General features: G+C 65.0%; 21 protein-coding genes. 5 read left to right on the top strand and 16 right to left on the bottom strand.

The genetic code is table 11. The features are described 5' to 3' along the window. Nucleotides 1–94 precede the first annotated feature (94 nt). Nucleotides 95–556 (top strand): Hpt domain-containing protein, encoded by a 462-nt coding sequence (locus J7I79_RS13315; protein WP_214953809.1) that lies wholly within the window; start codon nt 95–97, stop codon nt 554–556. Here the strand turns inward: J7I79_RS13315 and J7I79_RS13310 are convergent, their stop codons facing one another. Together J7I79_RS13310 and J7I79_RS24775 are read right to left on the bottom strand one after the other, a co-directional pair. After that, nucleotides 557–1,354, bottom strand: a complete 798-nt coding sequence (locus J7I79_RS13310) for a response regulator transcription factor (protein WP_214953808.1) — start codon at nt 1,352–1,354, stop codon at nt 557–559. Between the two features lie 563 nt (nt 1,355–1,917). Beyond that, the gene (locus J7I79_RS24775; protein ID WP_311380576.1) at nt 1,918–2,124 is read right to left on the bottom strand and encodes a hypothetical protein; all 207 of its coding nucleotides are present in this window, start codon (nt 2,122–2,124) and stop codon (nt 1,918–1,920) included. A gap of 19 nt (nt 2,125–2,143) precedes the next feature. On the opposite strand from J7I79_RS24775, the gene J7I79_RS13305 reads away from it, so the two are divergent. Continuing rightward, nucleotides 2,144–3,283 carry a PAS domain-containing sensor histidine kinase gene (locus J7I79_RS13305; RefSeq protein ID WP_311380575.1) on the top strand — a complete coding sequence of 380 codons (1,140 nt, stop codon included), beginning with the start codon at nt 2,144–2,146 and terminating at the stop codon, nt 3,281–3,283. Nucleotides 3,284–3,306: 23 nt separating this feature from the next. On the opposite strand, the gene truA is transcribed toward J7I79_RS13305, so the two are convergent. From truA to J7I79_RS13265, 8 genes are all read right to left on the bottom strand, one after another. Then, nucleotides 3,307–4,197 (bottom strand): tRNA pseudouridine(38-40) synthase TruA, encoded by an 891-nt coding sequence (gene truA / locus J7I79_RS13300; protein WP_214953805.1) that lies wholly within the window; start codon nt 4,195–4,197, stop codon nt 3,307–3,309. 31 nt (nt 4,198–4,228) lie between these two features. After that, complete coding sequence (rplQ, locus tag J7I79_RS13295) at nt 4,229–4,795, bottom strand: 50S ribosomal protein L17 (RefSeq protein WP_214953803.1); 567 nt, start codon at nt 4,793–4,795, stop codon at nt 4,229–4,231. Between the two features lie 77 nt (nt 4,796–4,872). Beyond that, nucleotides 4,873–5,883 carry a DNA-directed RNA polymerase subunit alpha gene (locus J7I79_RS13290; RefSeq protein WP_104172048.1) on the bottom strand — a complete coding sequence of 337 codons (1,011 nt, stop codon included), beginning with the start codon at nt 5,881–5,883 and terminating at the stop codon, nt 4,873–4,875. 132 nt (nt 5,884–6,015) lie between these two features. Next, complete coding sequence (gene rpsK / locus J7I79_RS13285) at nt 6,016–6,417, bottom strand: 30S ribosomal protein S11 (RefSeq protein ID WP_018773682.1); 402 nt, start codon at nt 6,415–6,417, stop codon at nt 6,016–6,018. A gap of 51 nt (nt 6,418–6,468) precedes the next feature. After that, nucleotides 6,469–6,843 carry a 30S ribosomal protein S13 gene (gene rpsM / locus J7I79_RS13280; RefSeq protein WP_066293239.1) on the bottom strand — a complete coding sequence of 125 codons (375 nt, stop codon included), beginning with the start codon at nt 6,841–6,843 and terminating at the stop codon, nt 6,469–6,471. A gap of 175 nt (nt 6,844–7,018) precedes the next feature. Further along, on the bottom strand, nt 7,019–7,132 hold the full coding sequence (gene rpmJ, locus J7I79_RS13275; protein ID WP_009358722.1) for a 50S ribosomal protein L36: 114 nt from the start codon (nt 7,130–7,132) through the stop codon (nt 7,019–7,021). Between the two features lie 69 nt (nt 7,133–7,201). Then, nucleotides 7,202–7,423: a translation initiation factor IF-1 gene (gene infA, locus J7I79_RS13270; RefSeq protein WP_009358723.1), complete on the bottom strand. Its 222-nt coding sequence runs from the start codon at nt 7,421–7,423 to the stop codon at nt 7,202–7,204. Nucleotides 7,424–7,577: 154 nt separating this feature from the next. Continuing rightward, nucleotides 7,578–8,603 (bottom strand): P1 family peptidase, encoded by a 1,026-nt coding sequence (locus J7I79_RS13265; RefSeq protein WP_214953801.1) that lies wholly within the window; start codon nt 8,601–8,603, stop codon nt 7,578–7,580. 259 nt (nt 8,604–8,862) lie between these two features. Between J7I79_RS13265 and J7I79_RS13260 the strand changes: the two genes are divergently transcribed. The 3 genes from J7I79_RS13260 to J7I79_RS13250 all read left to right on the top strand — a co-directional run bounded on the left by J7I79_RS13260 (nt 8,863) and on the right by J7I79_RS13250 (nt 12,113). Continuing rightward, nucleotides 8,863–9,813, top strand: a complete 951-nt coding sequence (locus J7I79_RS13260; protein WP_214953800.1) for a carbohydrate ABC transporter permease — start codon at nt 8,863–8,865, stop codon at nt 9,811–9,813. Then, nucleotides 9,810–10,664 (top strand): carbohydrate ABC transporter permease, encoded by an 855-nt coding sequence (locus tag J7I79_RS13255; RefSeq protein ID WP_214953798.1) that lies wholly within the window; start codon nt 9,810–9,812, stop codon nt 10,662–10,664. Before J7I79_RS13260 ends, J7I79_RS13255 begins: the two co-directional genes overlap by 4 nt. Before the next feature lie 102 nt (nt 10,665–10,766). Continuing rightward, the gene (locus tag J7I79_RS13250; protein ID WP_104172045.1) at nt 10,767–12,113 is read left to right on the top strand and encodes an ABC transporter substrate-binding protein; all 1,347 of its coding nucleotides are present in this window, start codon (nt 10,767–10,769) and stop codon (nt 12,111–12,113) included. Between the two features lie 136 nt (nt 12,114–12,249). On the opposite strand, the gene map is transcribed toward J7I79_RS13250, so the two are convergent. Genes map through J7I79_RS13220 form a run of 6 tightly spaced genes read right to left on the bottom strand, consistent with a single transcriptional unit; the run spans nt 12,250 to nt 18,749 of the window. Next, a complete protein-coding gene (gene map / locus J7I79_RS13245) occupies nt 12,250–13,077 on the bottom strand; it encodes a type I methionyl aminopeptidase (protein WP_214953796.1) in 828 nt (275 codons plus the stop codon). A 37-nt stretch (nt 13,078–13,114) separates the two neighbouring features. Further along, nucleotides 13,115–14,026 carry an NAD(P)-dependent oxidoreductase gene (locus J7I79_RS13240; RefSeq protein WP_214953794.1) on the bottom strand — a complete coding sequence of 304 codons (912 nt, stop codon included), beginning with the start codon at nt 14,024–14,026 and terminating at the stop codon, nt 13,115–13,117. Continuing rightward, complete coding sequence (locus J7I79_RS13235) at nt 14,023–15,711, bottom strand: class I adenylate-forming enzyme family protein (protein ID WP_214953792.1); 1,689 nt, start codon at nt 15,709–15,711, stop codon at nt 14,023–14,025. The genes J7I79_RS13240 and J7I79_RS13235 overlap by 4 nt, the downstream gene beginning before the upstream one ends. Continuing rightward, nucleotides 15,701–16,903 (bottom strand): cytochrome P450, encoded by a 1,203-nt coding sequence (locus J7I79_RS13230; protein ID WP_311380574.1) that lies wholly within the window; start codon nt 16,901–16,903, stop codon nt 15,701–15,703. The genes J7I79_RS13235 and J7I79_RS13230 overlap by 11 nt, the downstream gene beginning before the upstream one ends. Further along, nucleotides 16,900–17,718 carry a glycosyltransferase gene (locus J7I79_RS13225; protein ID WP_311380573.1) on the bottom strand — a complete coding sequence of 273 codons (819 nt, stop codon included), beginning with the start codon at nt 17,716–17,718 and terminating at the stop codon, nt 16,900–16,902. The genes J7I79_RS13230 and J7I79_RS13225 overlap by 4 nt, the downstream gene beginning before the upstream one ends. Further along, entirely contained in the window at nt 17,715–18,749 is a 1,035-nt protein-coding gene (locus J7I79_RS13220; RefSeq protein ID WP_214953790.1) for a 3-oxoacyl-ACP synthase III family protein, read from the bottom strand. Before J7I79_RS13220 ends, J7I79_RS13225 begins: the two co-directional genes overlap by 4 nt. Nucleotides 18,750–18,949 lie beyond the last annotated feature (200 nt).

Genomic DNA, 18,949 nt, shown 5'->3' with positions numbered 1-18,949 from the left:
GCCAGTCCGCCCGCCCAGCCCGCGAAACCGCAAGGTTTCCACAGGATTGGATGAAGTCATGCGAATTGACAGTTTCAGGAAGTAGCGTTGTCATATGTCCCTCTCAGGTAGCTTCAGCGGCGATGAAAGCGCGGGCTTTGTCCCCGCACCTTCACAGTCCACGGCTGCCCCGGGCCCGGCATCAAATCGGGATGACGTTGAGCTTCCGCTCGTGGACCTCGCAGTTCTGCAGGACCTTGAAGAACAGCTGGCGCATCCGGCCGTTGCACAGAAATTCGCACGGGACTACGCGACGTTGTGGAGCCAGCGCCACCAGAAGCTGGCAGCCGCGCTGAATCGCCAGGATGCTGCTGGTGCCCTGGACGCGGTCATAAGTATGAAGATAGCTTCAGCCATGGTCGGAGGCCTGCGGCTGTCCCGGCTAGCGGAACAGCTGGAAGAGTTCATCCGAAAGGGAGACCTCGAAAAAGGACATGCCCTCATTGCCGCGGTGGAACTCCATGGGAGCGCGACCGTAAAGGAACTTCGGGACACCTACATCCTGGCGGATGAATAGCTACCGCTGGTCGTGGATCTCCTGCCGTTCATGCTCCGCCGGCGTCAGCTTGTACCCCACGCCGCGCACAGTCTGCAGCCATCGTGGGGATTGGGGATCTTCGTGCAGCTTCCGCCGGAGATTTCCGATATGGACCTCAACGGCCCTTTCATCGGATTCGCTGACGTAGGTATCATCGCGATCTTCCTCGCCCCTGACTACGCGAACCAGGTCAGTCTTCGTGCAAACAGCCCCACCGACCCGCAACAGCTCCTGAAGAAGATCGAACTCACTTCGGGTAAGGGGTAGCGCGTCTCCGTGGACAACAACTGACCTGGTCTTCCGATTCAGCGCCAAGCCATTATGCACAAGTACCGCTTCCTCAGCGGTCCTCGTGGGAGGCGACAGGGCCGGGACCGGCGCAGGCGTCCGCCCGTGTGGAGACTGCGGCCGAGGTCTGCGCAGCATTGCCGCTACCCGCGCCCTCAGCTCCAAGGGCCGAAACGGCTTGGTGATGTAATCGTCGGCTCCGGAGTGTAGCGCCGTTAGCAGGTCCGGTTCCTCTGTCCTGCCTGTCAGCATGACTACGTAGGCGTCGCTAAACTGCCGGATTTGCCGGAGAACCTCGTAACCATCGATGTCGGGCAGGCCCACATCCAGGGTGACGACGTTTGCGCCATGGTCGCGAACCACCTCGACTCCATTCCGTCCGTCCGCGGCTGAGTAAACCTCAAACCCTGCCTGACTCAGCACGGCCTCCAATAGATTCCGCACATCTTCGTCATCCTCAACAACTACTGCAACCCCAAGATCACCCATGGACTCCCCACCCTGACGAATTGTCCGAATATGCCCATCACATATGCGAAATTCACCACCACAATTTCACGTTACAACGCAGGAGCTAAATCGTCATCACTTTTTGCCCTATGACCCCACCCATCACTTCGTTTACTATGACACCAAATGCAACTTCTGCTTCTGGAAAGTCGGAGATCGCGGGCAGCGTTGCTCGCATCCAACCGCCACTGCAGGCGAAACGAGCGATTTGGCCCCAACGTAAGGAGTGGCACAATGAGCGAGCGGTTTCTGGCACGAAAGGCGGAGCGCTACTTCAGCGGCCTCCGGCCTCGGGCGCAGGTCATTCTTTGCCAGTCACCCCTGACAGTTTTCATTGCTGCTCTGGTCATCGCAGCGCCAGCCGTTTGGGCGGGGGTACTGACCAGCGGCCTCTTCCAGGCCGCCCTTGTCCTTCACGCCATTATTTTTGCAGCCTGCGTGCTGGTTCCTTGGGAGAAACTGGGACCCAATGCACCCTTGTTGATACCGGTGCTGGACCTCGTTGCCATCTGGTTTACCCGAAACGGGGCCTCCGCAAATCTTCAGGGACTGGGAGTTCTGGCGCTATTTCCGGTCATCTGGCTTTCCGCCTCGGCGATTTCAGCCAGGACAAGCCTTATCCTCAGCTTCTTCGGTCCGTTGCTCATTGCATTGCCGACCCTGTTTTCAAAGATTCCGAACATTACGGCCGCCGACGTTACGTCCATTGTGCTTTTGCCTTTGATGATGCTCGCCGTTTCGCTCGCCATACGTTTTGCCAGCGTTCATATGAGACTTCAGCAACGCAGACTTGAAGCCAAAGACATTGAGCTTCAGGCACTCCTGGCAGAAAGCAAAGAGCGCGAGCGACTCTTGAACATCATCCTGGAAACGGTCGACGTCGGAATCATTGCTGTCGGCGGCGACGGCCAACGCCTTCTTTCCAACCACCAGCAGTCCCTCTTTGAGGTGACCGCAAGTCCCGAGGGTCTGCCGGGACGCTCCCAAGAGTCGCTGCTAATGGTCTCCGGCCATGACCGAAAGACGCCGGTTCCACTGGACCGCCGCCCTGAAGCCCGCGCTGCCCACGGCGAAACCTTTGCCGACTACCAAGTTTGGTTAGGTGAAGGCACGCAACAGCGGGCTGTATCCACCGCGGCGCGTCCCCTCAAGAACGACGACGGCGAGTTCGACGGCGCGGTACTCGTCTTCAATGACGTCACCGGGCTGGTAGAAGCCATTTCGGCAAAAGATGATTTCCTTTCGAACGTCTCCCACGAGCTTCGAACTCCCCTGAATTCAGTGATTGGGAACCTGGACCTTGTGCTCGACGGAGACCAAGGGCTTCCGCCGTTGGTTGTCCAGCGGCTTGAGGTGGCGCAACGCAACACTGAACGGCTCCTCACCCTGGTTTCCGATCTCTTGGTTTCGGCGTCCGAGGCTTTGCATGTGCACCCACGCAGAACGGACCTCGCCGGCGTGGTTGAGGCGTCCCTCGGGTCGGCCCGGGCCCACGCCGAAACAACGAAGGTCTCACTGCTGATGGACGTTCCCGTGCCGTTATGGGCGCACGTTGACCCGCTCCGGATCGGCCAGGCACTGGACAACCTGGTTTCGAACGCAATCAAGTACTCCCCCGACGGCGGAACGGTGAAGGTTTCGGCGCGGGCCGAGGATGGCCTGATCCGCCTTCAGGTGGAGGATGCCGGAATGGGCATGACCGCGGCGGACACCGCCAAGGTCTTCACCCGGTTCTACCGTAGCCCGGCCGCACTCGAGGCTGGCATCCCCGGCGTGGGACTTGGGTTGTCCATCACCAAGGCGATCGTTGAGCGTCACGGGGGCGGCATTTCCTGTGTAAGCCGGCCAGGCGAAGGCAGCACTTTTACGGTGTCCCTGCCGGCCGACGGGCACGCCCCGTCCTTCTAGGCACGCCCGAGCGGCCGCGCACCCTACTTCCGCTGCGCCCGCGTCAGTTCAGCACGGGCCAGCAGCTCGCCGTCCGATGGATACGCGACTTCCTCGAGCACCAGCGGGTGCGGCGCGGACAGCACGGACTTCGCGTCCCGCTTCTGCTCAAGCAGCCGCTCGTAGAGCCAACCGGGTTTCTCTACTCCCTCTCCCACATACAGGGCCGAGCCCACCAGGGCACGCACCATGTTGTGGCAGAACGCGTCGGCCTGGACGGTGGCAACGATGACGCCGTCGGTCCCCCGTGCGAACTCAAACCGCTGCAGCTCCCGGATGGTGGTGGATCCCTCCCGCGGCTTGCAGTAGGAACGGAAGTTCTGCAGGCCGAGCAGCTTGGACGCCCCTTCATTGAGGCGCGACACATCGAGCTGTTCCCTGTGCCAAAGCGTGGAGTACCTGCCCAGCGGATCCCAAAGTGCCGGACCATCCGCAATGCGGTAGCTGTACCGGCGCCACAGCGCCGAGAACCGCGCATCGAACCCCTCCGGGGCCACGGTGACACGGTGGACTTCGATGGCTCCGGTGAGGTCCCCCAGCCCCCGGCTGAGCGCCCCGCGCAGGCGCCGCAGGAGGGCGACGGCGGGGTCCAGTTCCACACCACGGTTCAGTCCGAGCCACTCCACGTCGGTGAGGTCCAGGTGGACCACCTGGCCGCGGGCATGCACTCCGGCATCGGTCCGGCCCGCGACGGTCACCCGCACCTTGCGCCTCACCAGCAGCGCCAGCGCCTCTTCCAGTACTCCCTGGACTGTCCTGAGGCCGGGCTGCACGGCCCACCCGCTGAACGGGCCGCCGTCGTACGCCACATCCAATCGGATACGCAAAAACCCGCCGCCCCCCAAAACGGGGGCAGCGGGTTTCTGGTGGTTCATAGACTTAAGTCTATGCGAAGAATTTAGCGAATTACTTCGCGTCCTTTTCCTCTGCAGCGGCTTCCTCAGCGGCCGGGGCCTCTTCGGTTGCAGCAGCTTCAGCTTCCGGAGCAGCTTCGGTCTCAGCGACCTCTTCTTCTGCAACAGGTGCAGGAGCTTCCTCGGCGGCCGGGGCAGCCTTGTCCGCATCGCGCTTAGCGGCAGCGGTAGCCTCGGCTACAACGGCCTGCTTTGCGGAAACCGGCTCAAGAACCAGTTCGATGACAGCCATGGGAGCGTTGTCGCCCTTGCGGTTGCCGATCTTGGTGATGCGGGTGTAGCCGCCTTCGCGGTTCTCCACTGCCTGTGCAATGTCGGTGAACAGCTCGTGGACGACGCCCTTGTTGCTGATCAGGCCGAGTACACGACGGCGGGAAGCGAGGTCGCCGCGCTTGGCGAAAGTCACCAGACGCTCTGCGTACGGCTTCAGGCGCTTGGCCTTGGTCACCGTGGTGGTGATCCGCTTGTGCTCGAACAGTGCTGCAGCCAGGTTCGCGAGCATAAGACGCTCGTGAGCCGGGCCGCCTCCGAGGCGCGGACCCTTAGTGGGGGTAGGCATAATTGTTTCTCCTCATATGGAAGCCGGTGGGCTGCGCACACCATGGTGCATCCAGCCAGCCGGCCAAGATCTGCTTGTTAGAGCTCGTCGTCGCTGAACGCGGCGTCGTCCTCTTCGATGGCTGCGGCGCGTGCTGCCAGGTCGAAACCGGGAGGGGAGTCCTTGAGGGACAGACCCAGTTCAACCAGCTTGGCCTTGACCTCGTCGATGGACTTCGCACCGAAGTTACGGATGTCCATCAGGTCGGCCTCGGAGCGGGCAACGAGTTCACCCACGGTGTGGATGCCCTCACGCTTGAGGCAGTTGTAGGAACGGACGGTGAGGTCCAGATCCTCGATCGGCAGGGCCATGTCAGCTGCCAGGGCAGCGTCCGTCGGCGACGGGCCAATCTCGATACCTTCAGCTGCGGTGTTCAGCTCGCGGGCCAGACCGAACAGCTCCACCAGGGTGGTGCCTGCCGAAGCAACGGCATCGCGCGGGGCGATTGCCTGCTTGGTCTCGACGTCGACAATCAGCTTGTCGAAGTCAGTGCGCTGCTCAACACGGGTAGCTTCCACGCGGAAAGTAACCTTCAGCACCGGCGAGTAGATCGAGTCGACCGGAATGCGGCCGATCTCGGAATCGCCGGACTTGTTCTGAGCTGCCGAAACGTAGCCGCGGCCGCGCTCGATGGTCAGTTCGAGTTCGAACTTGCCCTTCGAGTTCAGCGTGGCAATGTGCAGATCCGGGTTGTGGAATTCGACGCCGGCCGGCGGAGCGATGTCCGCGGCGGTGACGACTCCCGGGCCCTGCTTGCGCAGGTAAGCAACAACCGGCTCGTCGTGCTCGGAGGAAACCGACAGGTTCTTGATGTTCAGGATGATCTCGGTGACATCTTCCTTGACACCCGGAACCGTGGTGAACTCGTGCAGCACGCCATCGATCCGGATGCTGGTTACAGCAGCGCCCGGGATGGAGGAGAGCAGGGTACGGCGGAGGGAGTTTCCGAGAGTGTATCCAAAGCCCGGCTCCAGCGGTTCAATAATGAAACGGGAGCGGTTATCGGAGACGACCTCTTCAGAGAGGGTGGGGCGCTGTGCAATGAGCACTTAGGTTTCCTTTCGGCGAGCATCCGCTATATGACGCAACACAGGTGGTGGAAATTTGGTCTGAAGACTTAACGCGGCTGGGCTTGCCCGGACCCGTGAAGGTCCGGGCAAGCTCCTGCTGCTGGAAACGTCTTAGACGCGGCGGCGCTTCGGCGGACGGCAGCCGTTGTGCGCGCTGGGGGTTACGTCCTGGATGGACCCAACCTCGAGGCCAGCGGCCTGCAGTGAACGGATTGCGGTCTCGCGTCCTGATCCCGGTCCCTTGACGAATACGTCAACCTTGCGCATGCCGTGCTCCTGCGCACGCTTGGCAGCAGCTTCGGCAGCCATCTGGGCTGCGAACGGGGTGGACTTGCGTGAGCCCTTGAAGCCAACCTCACCTGAGGAAGCCCAAGAGATAACAGCGCCGTTCGGGTCCGTGATGGACACGATGGTGTTGTTAAAAGTGCTCTTGATGTGCGCCTGGCCCAGCGCGATATTCTTCTTGTCCTTCTTACGCGGCTTGCGAACCGCGCCACGAGTCTTCGGGGGCATTTTTTCTCCTACAGAAAGTTATTGGGGGAAGACGAGTCAATCCCGAGGGATTTAACGAGCCTTCTTCTTGCCTGCAACGGTGCGCTTCGGACCCTTGCGGGTACGTGCGTTCGTCTTCGTACGCTGTCCGCGCACTGGCAGGCCCTTGCGATGGCGAATACCTTCGTAGCTGCCGATTTCGACCTTGCGGCGGATATCAGCTGCTACTTCGCGGCGAAGGTCACCCTCAACCTTGTAGTTGCCTTCAATGTAGTCACGCAGCTCAACCAGCTGGGTATCAGTGAGGTCCTTAACGCGGACGTCAGCGCTGATGCCAGTGGCAGCCAGGGTTTCGTGTGCACGGGTCTTGCCCACGCCGTAGATGTAAGTAAGCGCAATTTCCAACCGCTTTTCGCGGGGAATGTCTACGCCAGCGAGACGAGCCATAGTGGCAGTGCTCCTTGAATAAACCGGAGGTCGTAGGCAGTACACCCGCACATTCTGTGCGGCCCCAGCCTCCGACCGGGGGTTAGCTGTCCGGGCTCATACGTCCCAATTCAGCTTGTGCTGCCTTTATTTACTTGCGTGGGTTAGCAACCCAGGATTTCCCTCAGGAGGGAAATTAGCCCTGGCGCTGCTTGTGGCGCGGGTTCTCGCAGATCACCATGACCCGGCCATTACGGCGGATCACTTTGCACTTTTCGCAGATCTGCTTGACGCTCGGCTTGACCTTCATGGCGTTCCTTTGCGTGTGGCAGTTGGTCAACTGGAGCAGCCGTCAGCTCAAGCTGAGGCCGCCCAGAATTTACTTGTAGCGGTAGACGATACGACCCCGAGTGAGGTCATAAGGGCTCAGTTCCACCACTACCCGGTCCTCAGGGAGAATCCTGATGTAGTGCTGGCGCATCTTGCCTGAGATGTGCGCGAGTACGATGTGCTTGTTGGTCAGCTCAACGCGAAACATCGCGTTAGGCAGCGCCTCAGTCACAACGCCTTCGATCTCAATGACCCCGTCCTTCTTGGCCATACCCTCCGCTAACTGTTGTTGCCGCAGCCCTGCCGGATTGCACCGGACATGGCCACGAACGTTTTTGATTGATTGGTTTCTGCCTTCCGACCGCAAAAGGGCGCAAACAGGGCAGACAACCAACAGACAACACTACGCCATCTCGGCAGGAATGTTAAATCGGACCATGGTAGCGCACTACCGGGCCGTACGCAGCATATTCCCCCGCCGGGGTTGTGATGCCCGCGGCCCGGGAGATGCCGTCCAGGATGGCTTCAGTCACGACGTCGGCCGCCGCGCTCTGCAGCGCGATGAGGCTGAACTGCCTGGGAGTCTCGATGCTCTCCAGCTCGACGGCGCCCGTTGCCAGGCAGAACACGGTGTCCCCATCGGCCAAGGTATGGCTCGGATTCAGCGCCCGGGCCAGTCCGGCATGGGCAGCAGACGCCGTCCGCTTACAGTCGGCCTTGCTGAGGACGGCATTGGTAGCGACGACGACCAGGGTTGTGTTCAGGGGCGGCAGCTGGGCATCCCGCTGTCTTAGCTTGTAGAAATCCGCCGCCCCGGTTTCGGCGGGCTCAACCAGCGGCCGGCCAACAGGCATCCCCACGGCATTGACCACGGCGATCGCACCCACCACGATGCGGTTCTCCAGGGTGATGGACGCCGTCCCGACTCCCCCCTTGTACGTCCCCCGGCCGAGTACCGCTCCGGTGCCGGCTCCCACGTTGCCGCGTTCGACGTCGTGGCCTTCCGGTTGGGCGGCAGCGGCGGCAGTTGCCGCGTAGCCCATCTCCTCGTCCGGGCGGGAAGCGAAGTCGCCGCCGCGGCCGAGGTCGAAGATGGCCGCAGCGGGGACGATCGGCACGAGGCCTCCGGGCACCGGGAAGCCCCGGCCGTTTTCCTCGCACCAGCGCTGGGCACCGCGCGCTGTGACCAGTCCGTAGGCGCTGCCGCCGGTGAGCACCACGGCGTCCACCCGCTGCGAGAGCGTGGTGGGATCCAGGGCGTCCGTTTCGGAGGTCGCCGGGCCGCCGCCGCGGACATCCACGGAACCGACCGTTCCGGGCGGCGGCAGCACCACGGTGACCCCGGTGAGCCAGCCGGCGTCGTTGGGGACACCGCCGTCGGACTCCTGGACAGTTCCTGATCTTTGGACGTGGCCAACCCGGATCCCAGTGACATCGGTAATCGCTCCCATGGCTCCATTGTGCGCCCTGCACAGGAAATGAGTGTCCGCTCCCACGCGTTCCGCGACCCGCGGAGGCAACTCCGGCTGCCAAAACAAACGTTATGTAATACTGCAAGCAACACAGCGTTAACGGGCAAGGAAGCCTCGACTAACAATCCTCTGACGAGGGCTTGTGCGGGATTCTGCCCACCAACCATGTGGTGAAGTGAAGCTAAATCCCCACGCCCACTGGCCAGTCACGCGCAGGCCCGGATCCGTTAGAGACCGAATGACACGACAACTGACTGACAGGCCGCCCGCCGTCGCGGAAGCCGGTCCGGCGCTGCGACGCCGCGCCAAATGGTCCGGCAGGACGCGCCGGGACTTCTTCGTTTTCCTGGCCCTGGCCCTCCCCAACCTTGTGCTGATCGGGGTGTTCACGTACCTCCCGCTCCTCAACAACGTGTACTACTCCACCCTGGACTGGACGCTGGGATCGGCTTCGGCCACGGTAGTGGGGCTGGACAACTACGTCACCTTCTTCACCAGCGCAGACGCCGCCAAGGTGCTGGGCACCACCGCGGTGTTCACGCTGGTCACTGTGGGCGGCTCCATGGTGCTGGGGCTGCTGATCGCGCTGGCCCTGAACTCGAAAGTCCGCGGCACCACCTTTGCGCGGTCCGCCGTCTTTGCCCCGTATGTCCTCAGCGGCGTGGGGGTCGGCCTCGTGTGGCTGTTCATCTTCGATCCCGGCTACGGCGTACTCGCCTGGGTCCTCCGCGGGCTGGGCCAGCAGAGCCCGCAGTGGATCAACGATCCGCAGCTCTCGCTGGTCATGGTGATCATTGTGTACGTCTGGAAGAACCTGGGGTACTGCGCCGTGGTGTACCTGGCCGGGCTGCAGTCGCTCCCGCAGGACGTCATGGAGGCTGCTTCGCTGGACGGCGCCAACGGATTCCGGCGCTTCCTGAGCATGTCCGTGCCTCTGCTCTCCCCCACCACGTTCTTCCTGCTGATCACCACCATGCTCAGCTCACTGCAGGCGTTCGACCTCATCAGGATCATGACGCCGCTGGGCAACGGCACCAGCACGCTGATCTACGAGGCCTACCTGCAGGCGTTCGGCGCGTACAACCGGGCCGGGTACTCGGCAGCTATCTCGGTGGTGCTCTTCGCCATCCTGCTGATCATCACGGTGTTGCAGCTGCGCTTTGTCGAACGGAAGGTGCACTACTCATGAGCACACACCGGCCGCTGTCCCGCGCCAATATTGTCCAGACCATTGCCGGCGGTTACGTCCCGCTGCTCCTGGCCACGCTGGTGGTGTTCCTGCCGCTGCTCTGGATGATCCTCAGCTCCTTCAAGCTGCCCGGCGAGATCATCACCATGGACCTGAGGATCCTGCCGGAGAGCCTGAACCTGGAAAACTACAACATCGCCATGACCACGGTGCCGTTCGCCCGGTTCTTCCTGAACAGCACCATCGTCACCGTGGTTGGCGCAACCGTCAAAGTGCTGCTGGCCATTCTCACCGCCTACGCCCTGGTGTTCGTCCGCTTCCCCTTCAAGAACGCCATCTTCGTGCTCATCCTCGTGGCTCTGATGGTCCCGCCGCAGGTGTCCATCCTGCCGAACTACATCCTCATCGCCGGGATGGGCGGAAAGAACACCCTGTGGGGCATCATCCTCCCCGGCCTGGGGACCGCGTTCGGCACCTTCCTGCTGCGCCAGCACTTCCTGACCCTGCCGGCGTCGATCCTCGAATCGGCGGAGATCGACGGCGCCGGCCACTGGCGCCGCCTCTGGCGGATCGTGGTGCCGGTTTCGGTGCCGTCCATCGCCACCGTGGCACTGGTCACCGTGGTGAGCGAATGGAACGACTACATCTGGCCCCTCATCATCACCGACCGGCCCGAGACCATGACCCTTCCTGTGGGCCTGACGCTGCTGCAGAACTCGGAAGGCAACGGTTCCGGCTGGGGCATCCTGATGGCCGGTGCCGTGCTGGTGATCGTTCCGATCCTGGTGGTATTCGCAGCGCTCCAGCGCTACATCGTGGCCGGCCTCACCCAGGGCAGCGTCACAGGTTAAGACCCGCGTCTCGGCAACCCCTGCAGGCAGTCTTACCGAACCACCCGTCATCCAACCCGTACAACGAGTCAGCGTGAGCAGACACCTTTGAGAGGATCCACAATGGTTATGAATCTTGACCGCAGGCATTTCCTGGGACTGGCCGGCGCGGGGGCAGGCGCCGCGGCACTGGCTGCATGCGGCGGTCCCTCCACCGGGGGAACAACGCCCGCGAGCGAAGCCGCCGAGATCGACTTCAGCGGCGTCAAGCCGGCCGCCTCCATCGATTTCTGGACAAACCACCCGGGCAAGTCCCAGGACGTGGAAAAGTCCATAATCGCGAAATTCCACGCCAAGTTCCCGGACATCAAGGTGAACCTGGTCACCGCCGGCGCCAACTATGAGGAAATCGCGCAGAAGTTCCAGACCTCGCAGGCGGCCAAGGAGGCCCTGCCGGGCGTTGTGGTGCTCTCCGATGTCTGGTGGTTCCGCTACTTCTCCAACGGCAACATCATTCCGCTGGACGGCTTGGTCAAGCAGCTGGACATCAAGGTGGACGACTTCCAGAAGTCCCTCGTGGCGGACTACCAGTACGACGACAAGCAGTGGGCCCTCCCCTACGGCCGTTCCACGCCGCTTTTCTACTACAACAAGGACCACTTCAAGGCGGCCGGGCTCCCTGACCGGGCCCCGAAGACCTGGCAGGAGTTCGCCGAGTGGGCGCCGAAGCTGAAGGCCAGCTCGGGCGCGCAGTACGCCTACATCTACCCGGCACTGGCCGGCTACGCAGGCTGGACCCTGCAGAACAACCTCTGGGGCTGGGGCGGCAGCTGGTCCAACGAGTGGACCATCAACTGCGACTCGGCGGAATCCGTGGAGGCGCTGCAGTGGGCCCAGGATTCCATCTACAAGGACGGCTGGGCGGGCGTTTCCTCCAAGGAGGCGGCCGACGATTTCGCCGCCGGCATCACCTCGTCCACCATCTCGTCCACGGGTTCCCTGCTCGGCGTGCTGAAGTCGGCCAAGTTCAATGTGGGCGTGGGCTTCCTGCCGGGCGGCCCCAAGGTGGAAAGCGGAGTCTGCCCCACGGGCGGGGCCGGCCTGGGCATCCCCAGCGGCGTGAGCAAGGAAGTGCAGCTCGCTGCGGGCACGTTCCTGAAGTTCATGACCGAGCCGGAAAACACCGCGGAATTCTCGGCGGCCACGGGCTACATGCCCACCCGCACCTCCGCCGATATGACCTCGGTCCTGGCCAAGACGCCGCAGATCAAGACGGCAATGGACCAGCTCGCGGCCACCCGCGTCCAGGACAACGCCCGGGTGTTCCTGCCCGGCGCGGACCAGGAAATGGCCAAGGCCGCCGCGAAGATCCTCACCCAGCAGGGTGACGTGAAAGCCACCATGACGGCCCTGAAGTCCACGCTGGAGGGCATCTACACAAAGGACGTCAAGCCCAAGCTCAAGAGCTGACGCCCGGTCTCGACGCGCAAAAGGGCCCGCGATACGCAAAATCCCTGGCGCACCCGTAATTCCGGGTGCGCCAGGGATTTTGTGCGTCGCAAGGGTATTGGCGCGTCGCTGCCGGTTCGTGCCTACGGGACGGAACCTACGGGATCGGGACGGGGACCACGCCCAGCGGCGCAAGCCGCTTCGCACCGCCGTCGGGCGCTGAAAGAACCCAGATGCCCTTCTCGTGGACGGCCACCGAGTGCTCCCACTGGCAGGAGCGCTTGCCGTCGGTGGTCACCACGGTCCAGTCGTCGTCGAGCACGGCGGTCTCAATGCCGCCACGGACCAGCATGGGCTCGATCGCCAGGCACAGCCCGGGACGGATCTTGGGCCCGCGGTGGCTGGTGCGGTAGTTCAACACGTCCGGCGCCATGTGCATCTCGGAGCCGATGCCGTGGCCCACGTAGTCCTCCAGGATGCCCAGCGGCTTGCCCTGCACGGAGGCCACGTAGTCGTCCACGGCACAGCCGATGTCGCCCACGAACTTTCCGGTGGCCAGCGCGGCGATGCCCCGCCACATGGCTTCCTCGGTGACTTCGGACAGCCGGACGTCCTCGGGATCGGGCGTCCCCACAATCACGGTGCGGGCCGAGTCGGAGTGCCAGCCGTCCACGATCGCGCCGCCGTCGATCGAGATGATGTCGCCGTCGTTCAGCACACGGTTGCCGGGGATGCCGTGGACCACTTCCTCGTTGACGGAGGTGCAGATGGTGGCCGGGAATCCGTGGTAGCCGAGGAAGTTGGACTTGGCGCCTGCCTCGTCCAGGACCGCAGCGAATACGGCGTCCAGCTGGGCCGTGGTGGTGCCGGGGGTGGCAGCCGCTACCGCAGCGTCCAGGGCGCGGCTCAGGACCAGGCCGGCCTCATGCATGGTGCGCATTTGGGCGTTGGTCTTGTATTCGATGCGGGGCTGTCCGAATGCCATGTATACCTCAGTGCTTCGTCTCGCTGGCGGGATGCGTTCATCCCAGGTCTCTGATCCATTCTCCCGCACCTGCGAAGCTGCTCGGGACAGGGTCCACGCCCAGCTCCTCCCGCAGCCGCCGTGTGCAGTAGGTCCGCTGGAAGCCGAGCTGGCTCACGGCGTACCGCGTGAGCCGCGGCGGCCTGCGTGTCACGCCTGCCACCGCCTCGAGGGACGCCGCCAGCGTCATCGCCGCGCGCATCGGGATGAAGCCGAGTTCGACGTCGGCCCGGCCTGTAGCGTCCAGCACCTCCCGGAGGACCTGGCCGAGTGCCACCGGCCGGTGGTCAGCCACGTTCACGGGACCGGTCGCCTCCGAGGTGCAGGCGGCGAGCGCTGCCCGGGCCAGGTTGCCGATGGACGTCAGCTGGTGCCGGATGTCCGAGCCTCCGACGCTCAGCAGCCGGCCGTGGTTCACGTTGCGGATGAGCCGCGGCAGGAGCGTCCCGTCACCGGGGCCGTAGACGCCATGCGGCCTGAGGATCAGCGCGTTGCCGTGCCGCGCTGCAGCGGCCTCGGCCAAGGCTTTCGAGCTGGAATAGGCGTTCAGGTACCGTCCCGCCACCGCGTCCTCCGGCCGGTCCACGCACGGCTGCCACCAGGGGTAGACGCTGGAACTGGAAATGTGGACAAGCCGCGCACCCGGGAAGGTCGCGGCAACGGCCTCTGTCCCCAGCACGTTCACGCGGTGGAACAGCGGCGGCGGGCCCCAGTCGCCGACATGCGCGCCGGCATGTACGACGGCGTCAACTTCCGGTGGAGAGGGCAGTTGCCCTGCGCTGAGGTCCCACACGCTGAGGCCCGGGAGCTTGCGCCGGCCGTACCGGATCACTTCCCAGCCGCGTTCCTCGGCGGCCTCAGCAACGGCTCCGCCGACGAAACCGCTGGCACCGGTAACAGCGATCCTCATGGCCTCCCCTCCGGCGGCCGTTCCGCGAACAGGGCCCTCAGGGCAATGCGGTCAGGCTTGCGGTGCCGGCCGGACGCCGGCAGCCGGGGCATGATTTCTATCCGGTCGGGCAGGGCCGATTCGTCGATGAGTTTGGGCAGCTCGCGCCGCAGCATCCGCAGCAGCGTCTCCTGGTTCCGGCCGTGCTGCGGTTCGACGGCGAGCCACACCGCTTCGTCGCCGATGCCGTCCGGGACGCCGACCATCACCGCCTGGCCGACGCCTTCGATGCCGGCAATCACGGGCTCGTAGAGGCCCGGGTAGATGTTGGTCTTGCCGCGGATGATCATGTCCTTCTTGCGCCCCAGCAGGACCAGCCTCGGCGCGCTCGAGGAGCCGGCCGGTCCGGCCGGGTCATCGACGGGCCCCTCCGGTCCGTGGTCCAGCCGCACGAGGTCGCCGGTGGCGTGCTCCTCCATGGTGTCCCCGCCGAGGTAGCCCAGGCACATGTTCGGGCCGGAGACGGTCAGCTCGTGGTCCTCCGCTACCCGGATGTGCACGCCCGGCAGGGGCTGGCCGAGGTAGTCTCCCTCCCCGGAGCCGTCCCGCGTCCGGAATTCCGCGGTTTTCCCGGAAGCGAACTCCAGTTTCTCGCGCCCGTCGGCGATCGCAATGGGCAGTACTTCGGTCATCCCGTAGATGCAATGGAAGCGCACTCCGGGCAGGAGCAGGGCGGCCCGTTCCAGGAAGGATGCCAGCACGGGTGCGGCACCCAGCATCACCGTTTTCAGGGTGTCCGGCCACACCAGCTGTCCTGTTTCCACGGCGTCAAGGATCGGCGCTAGCTGCGAGGGCACCAGGAACACGTGGCTTGCCGCTTTATGCCCGGGCGAGGGCCCCAGCTCGGCCGCGAACCGCAGCGGATCGATCGCAGCGGACAGACCATACGCGGGCATGGTCCAGTGGGCACCGGCAATCAGCGCAGGCAGGCCCATCATCAGCTGCTCCGAATGGATGCGGTCACCGGCCGCGAACGTGCAGCGCGTGCTCAGCTGGCCAAAGCCGGCCGCCAGGGTCCCGCGGCTGTGCACCACTCCCTTGGGATTCCCGGTGGTGCCGGACGTGAAGATGATGACCGCTTCCTGCCCTGGCGCGGCTTTGACCGGCGGGAGAGCGGCAGGAGCATTGCGGGACAGCGAACGGATGTTGGTGGACTTCAGCGGGACTCCCGGAAGCCACGGGCCGGAGTGGTAGTGCCTGACATTCATGGCTCCGTAGTCCGGGAGCAGCAGGCCGCGCCGCCGGGCAAGTGGCCGCAGCGGGCCGCGCGCGCTGAGGGCATAGAGCAGCGACTCGGAGGCTGCCCAGCGCGGGGATGCCAGCGCGGTCCTGTTCCGGAAGAGCTCGGGCCCAACCCCCGGATCGATGAACACAATGGCCCCGCCTGCCCTGACGGCGGCCAGCGCGAGCGTGAAAGCCGCCGGACCCGGCCGGACCGAAAACAGCAGGCGCTCCCCCGGGCCGAACCCGTCACGCCGCAGGCCTGCGGCCGTGGATTCGATCCCGCCAGCAAGGTCCCGGTAGCTGATGGTCTTACCGGGCCTTCCGCTGCGTTTGCCCGGTGCCGTAATGGCCGGATGGTCCGGGTACTTCGATGCGGCGTCGTACACCGCGGCAATGAGGTCATCCGGCAGGTCAGTTGGCACGGGTCAGCTCCAGGGACTTGTAGTGCGGAATGAGCACGTTGCGGCTGACAGTCCTGGACCGGATGGACCACGGGTTCCGGCGGTACTCGTCCAGCAGCGCGGCCAGCGCGCAGTTGATTTCGGCCATCGCGAGGGGCATGCCGATGCAGAAGTGGGCGCCCGCCCCGAACCACAGCTGGCGGGCCGCGGGCGGGACGGGCGTATCCGGGTCAAAGCCGCCCAGGCTCTTGACCGCGTGCACGGTCGACAGCAGGATGCGGTCCCCCGGCCTGATCCTGACACCGCCCAGCCGCCCGGCCGCCGTCGCCTCGCGGAGCATCATGGGCGACGGCGCCGTGTACCGAAGGCCCTCATTGACGGCGTCCGGGAGCCCGCTGCGGTCAGCTGCCAGTCCGGGCAGCCGGCCGCCGTCGAACAGCATGGCGGCGAGACGCGGAACGTAGGACACCAAGGTCTCGGTCCCCGCGATCACGAAGGCGCTGACGATCCCCACCGCTTCGTCTTCGCTGAGGCCCATGACGCGGAGGCGGCCGGGAAAGGTGGAGGGGTCGTCGCTGCGGTAGGCGTTGCGCACCGGTCCGGCAAGAATTTCGACGGCGGCCTTCGCCTTCGCGACTTGCGGCGCCGTTAGCCGTGGCCGGCCCAGGCGAACCAGCGAGGTGATGGAGGTACCCAGGGTGAAGAGTTCGGTGTCCGGCAGGCGACCGGGAGCATCGTCCGGGACACCCAGCAGCCTGCTGATCACTCCGCCGGACAGTTCCTTGACCAGCCCGACGAACTCCACGGAGCCACCGTTCTCCAGCCCCGCGGCCAACCGTTCGCGCAATCGTTCGCCTGCGGGCGCGACGATGGCTTCAACGGCCCGCGGGGTGAACAGTCCGTTGAGGCGGCGCCGCAGCTCCAGGTGCTCTGCCCCGTGCATGTTCAGCAGGACGCGCGGTCCCACCACGGGAGTCCACAGCGCGCCGGAAGCCCGGGTCCCGGACTTCGAGTAGCCGGCGTCCATCAGGACATCGCGGACCAGTGAGGCCTCGCTGACCAGCACGCCGAGGCCCGGCAGCCGGACAACGGGCCGGAGCTTCCCCAGCCCGCGGATCAGCGGGTAGGCCACCGGATGGGCGCCGGTGTGCAGCCGCCGCTCCCAGCCGGCCAGGCCTCCCGTGGCCGCGGCCGGCGCCGTATCGGTGCTCACCGGATGTCCACGTGGTCGGGGCGGAACCGGTGGTCCGCATACCATGCGAGGGTGTTGGGCAGGCCCCAAGCCTGTACCCGGCGGGAGGACCCAAAGACCACCACGTTGCGCCGGAGCTCATAGGCGCGCGTGAGTTTGCGGACGCTGTTGGATAGCGCCCGGTCCTCGTGCAGGTCCTCGATGCTGGTGCGGGGAAATCCGCCTGACCGCAGATACAGCTCCGCGGTGATGGCCATGTTGCAGCCGGGCAGCATCTGGTAAGGGCCAAGGTAGCCCTCCCCCTTGTTGCCCGGGCGGATGCGGCCAAAGAACGAGGCAACTTCCACGGCCAGCAGCATCAGCCAGCGGTTTGCCCGGCCCAGGCCCTCGTCCAGCCGGGGGTTCAGCTGCCCGGCAATCATTTCCAGGCCGTCGTCGAACGCTTCCACGATGCGCAGTGTCCAGTCGGGAGCCGGCAGGCAGTCCGCGTCCGTGCGTGCCAGCCAGCGGGCGCCGTTCAGGGCGCCGAAACGCATCCCCGTATCGGCAGCGGCTCCGGTCCCCTTTTGCGGCTCGTGGATCAGCCGGACATCCATGGCCGGGTGAATCCGTGCAAAGTCCGCGACGATTGCCGTGGTTGCATCCGTGGAGCCATTGTCCACCACCACGAGCGTGAAGTCCTTGTGCACCTGGGCGGCCAGCGCCTGTAGTGATTGGCGGATCAGCTTCTCCTCGTTGAGCGCCGGCATCGCGACACAGAGCGCCCGCACCGGCGGTTCGCCGGCGGCCGGTTCGTCGGCGGGGACCGAATCGCCGCCGGGGACCGGTGCCGTCACAGCCGCACCACGGCGATGCCCAGGCTCACGCCGCCGGCCAGCCCCACCAGCGCCACCAGGTCGCCGGGGCCGCACCGGCCCAGGTCCTGCGCCACCTTCAGCTGCAGCGGCAGGCTGACCGAGGCCATGTTGCCGAAATCCTCCACGGTCCTGACGAGTTTGTCCTGCGGCACCCCGGCGCCGCGGGCAAAGATGTCCCGGTACGGGGCACTCACCTGGTGGACGCAGACAACGGCGAAGTCCGTCCAGGCCAGGCCAAGCCGCCCCAGGGTCTCGTCCAGGATGCCCCGGCCCAGGTCAAGGAATGCGTCCTTGAGCTTTTCGCCGTCCATGTTGAAGTACGTTGCTTCGGGGTCCCGTGGGGCTACGGAACCGCCGGTGGCGAGCGTTCCCACCGCCCAGTGGCTGCTCTTCGCGGTGAACCCCATTCCCAGCACCCGGGACCCGGCGTCGTCGTCGGGGTCTGCCGGTTCGAGCAGCAGCGCGCACCCGGCGTCGCTCATGGTGTAGCCCGGGAAGGCTGCGGCGAAGGTCTCCTGGTCCGGAACGGCCCACCGCACCGCCCTGGAGGGCGATTCCCCGCTCACCAGAAGGACGCGCCGGTAACGGCCGGTTCCGATCAGGGCATCGGCCACCTCGAGGCCGTTCAGAATGCTGTTGCAGGCGTTCTTGATGTCCATCACAGGGCAGCCCATGCCGAGTTTTGCGGCGACCATGTGGCCGGTGGCCGGTTCCACCATGTCCTGGCTCGCCGAGGCAAAGAGGAGGAGGTCGACGTCGGCGGGCTGGAGTCCCTGGTCCGCCAGCAGTTTGGCGGCGGCGACGGCCGCAAGGTCGGACGCCTGCTCGGTCACGGCCATCACAGACCGTGTCCGGATGCCCGTCAGCCTGCCGATCAGGCCCTTGGGGACCCGAAATTCCGGGCTGGAGGCTGCGAGCTGCCGCTCCAATTGCCCGGTGCCCAGCCGCCCGGGCGGCACATAGACTTCGAGGCCGGCGATCCTCGCCGCCCCCGGAAGGGTCTGGTTCATGCAGTATCTCCCCACAGACAATGCGTCCGGTGATTCCCGGTTCCGGTCCTGAGCACCTGAAAGCGTCCTCAAGCGCCGCCCTCAGTACAGGGCGCCGCCCCAAAAAAAGGCAGGGCGCGTCCCGTACACGATGGTACGGGACGCGCCCTGCCTGGCACTGAAGGCGGGCCGGGTCCGGCATCTGCCTTGATGCCCGGCTA

Origin of the sequence: Arthrobacter sp. ISL-69 (assembly GCF_018613775.1) — a bacterium.
Taxonomy (GTDB): Bacteria; Actinomycetota; Actinomycetes; order Actinomycetales; family Micrococcaceae; genus Arthrobacter.
This window is presented reverse-complemented; position numbering and strand designations above follow the sequence as displayed.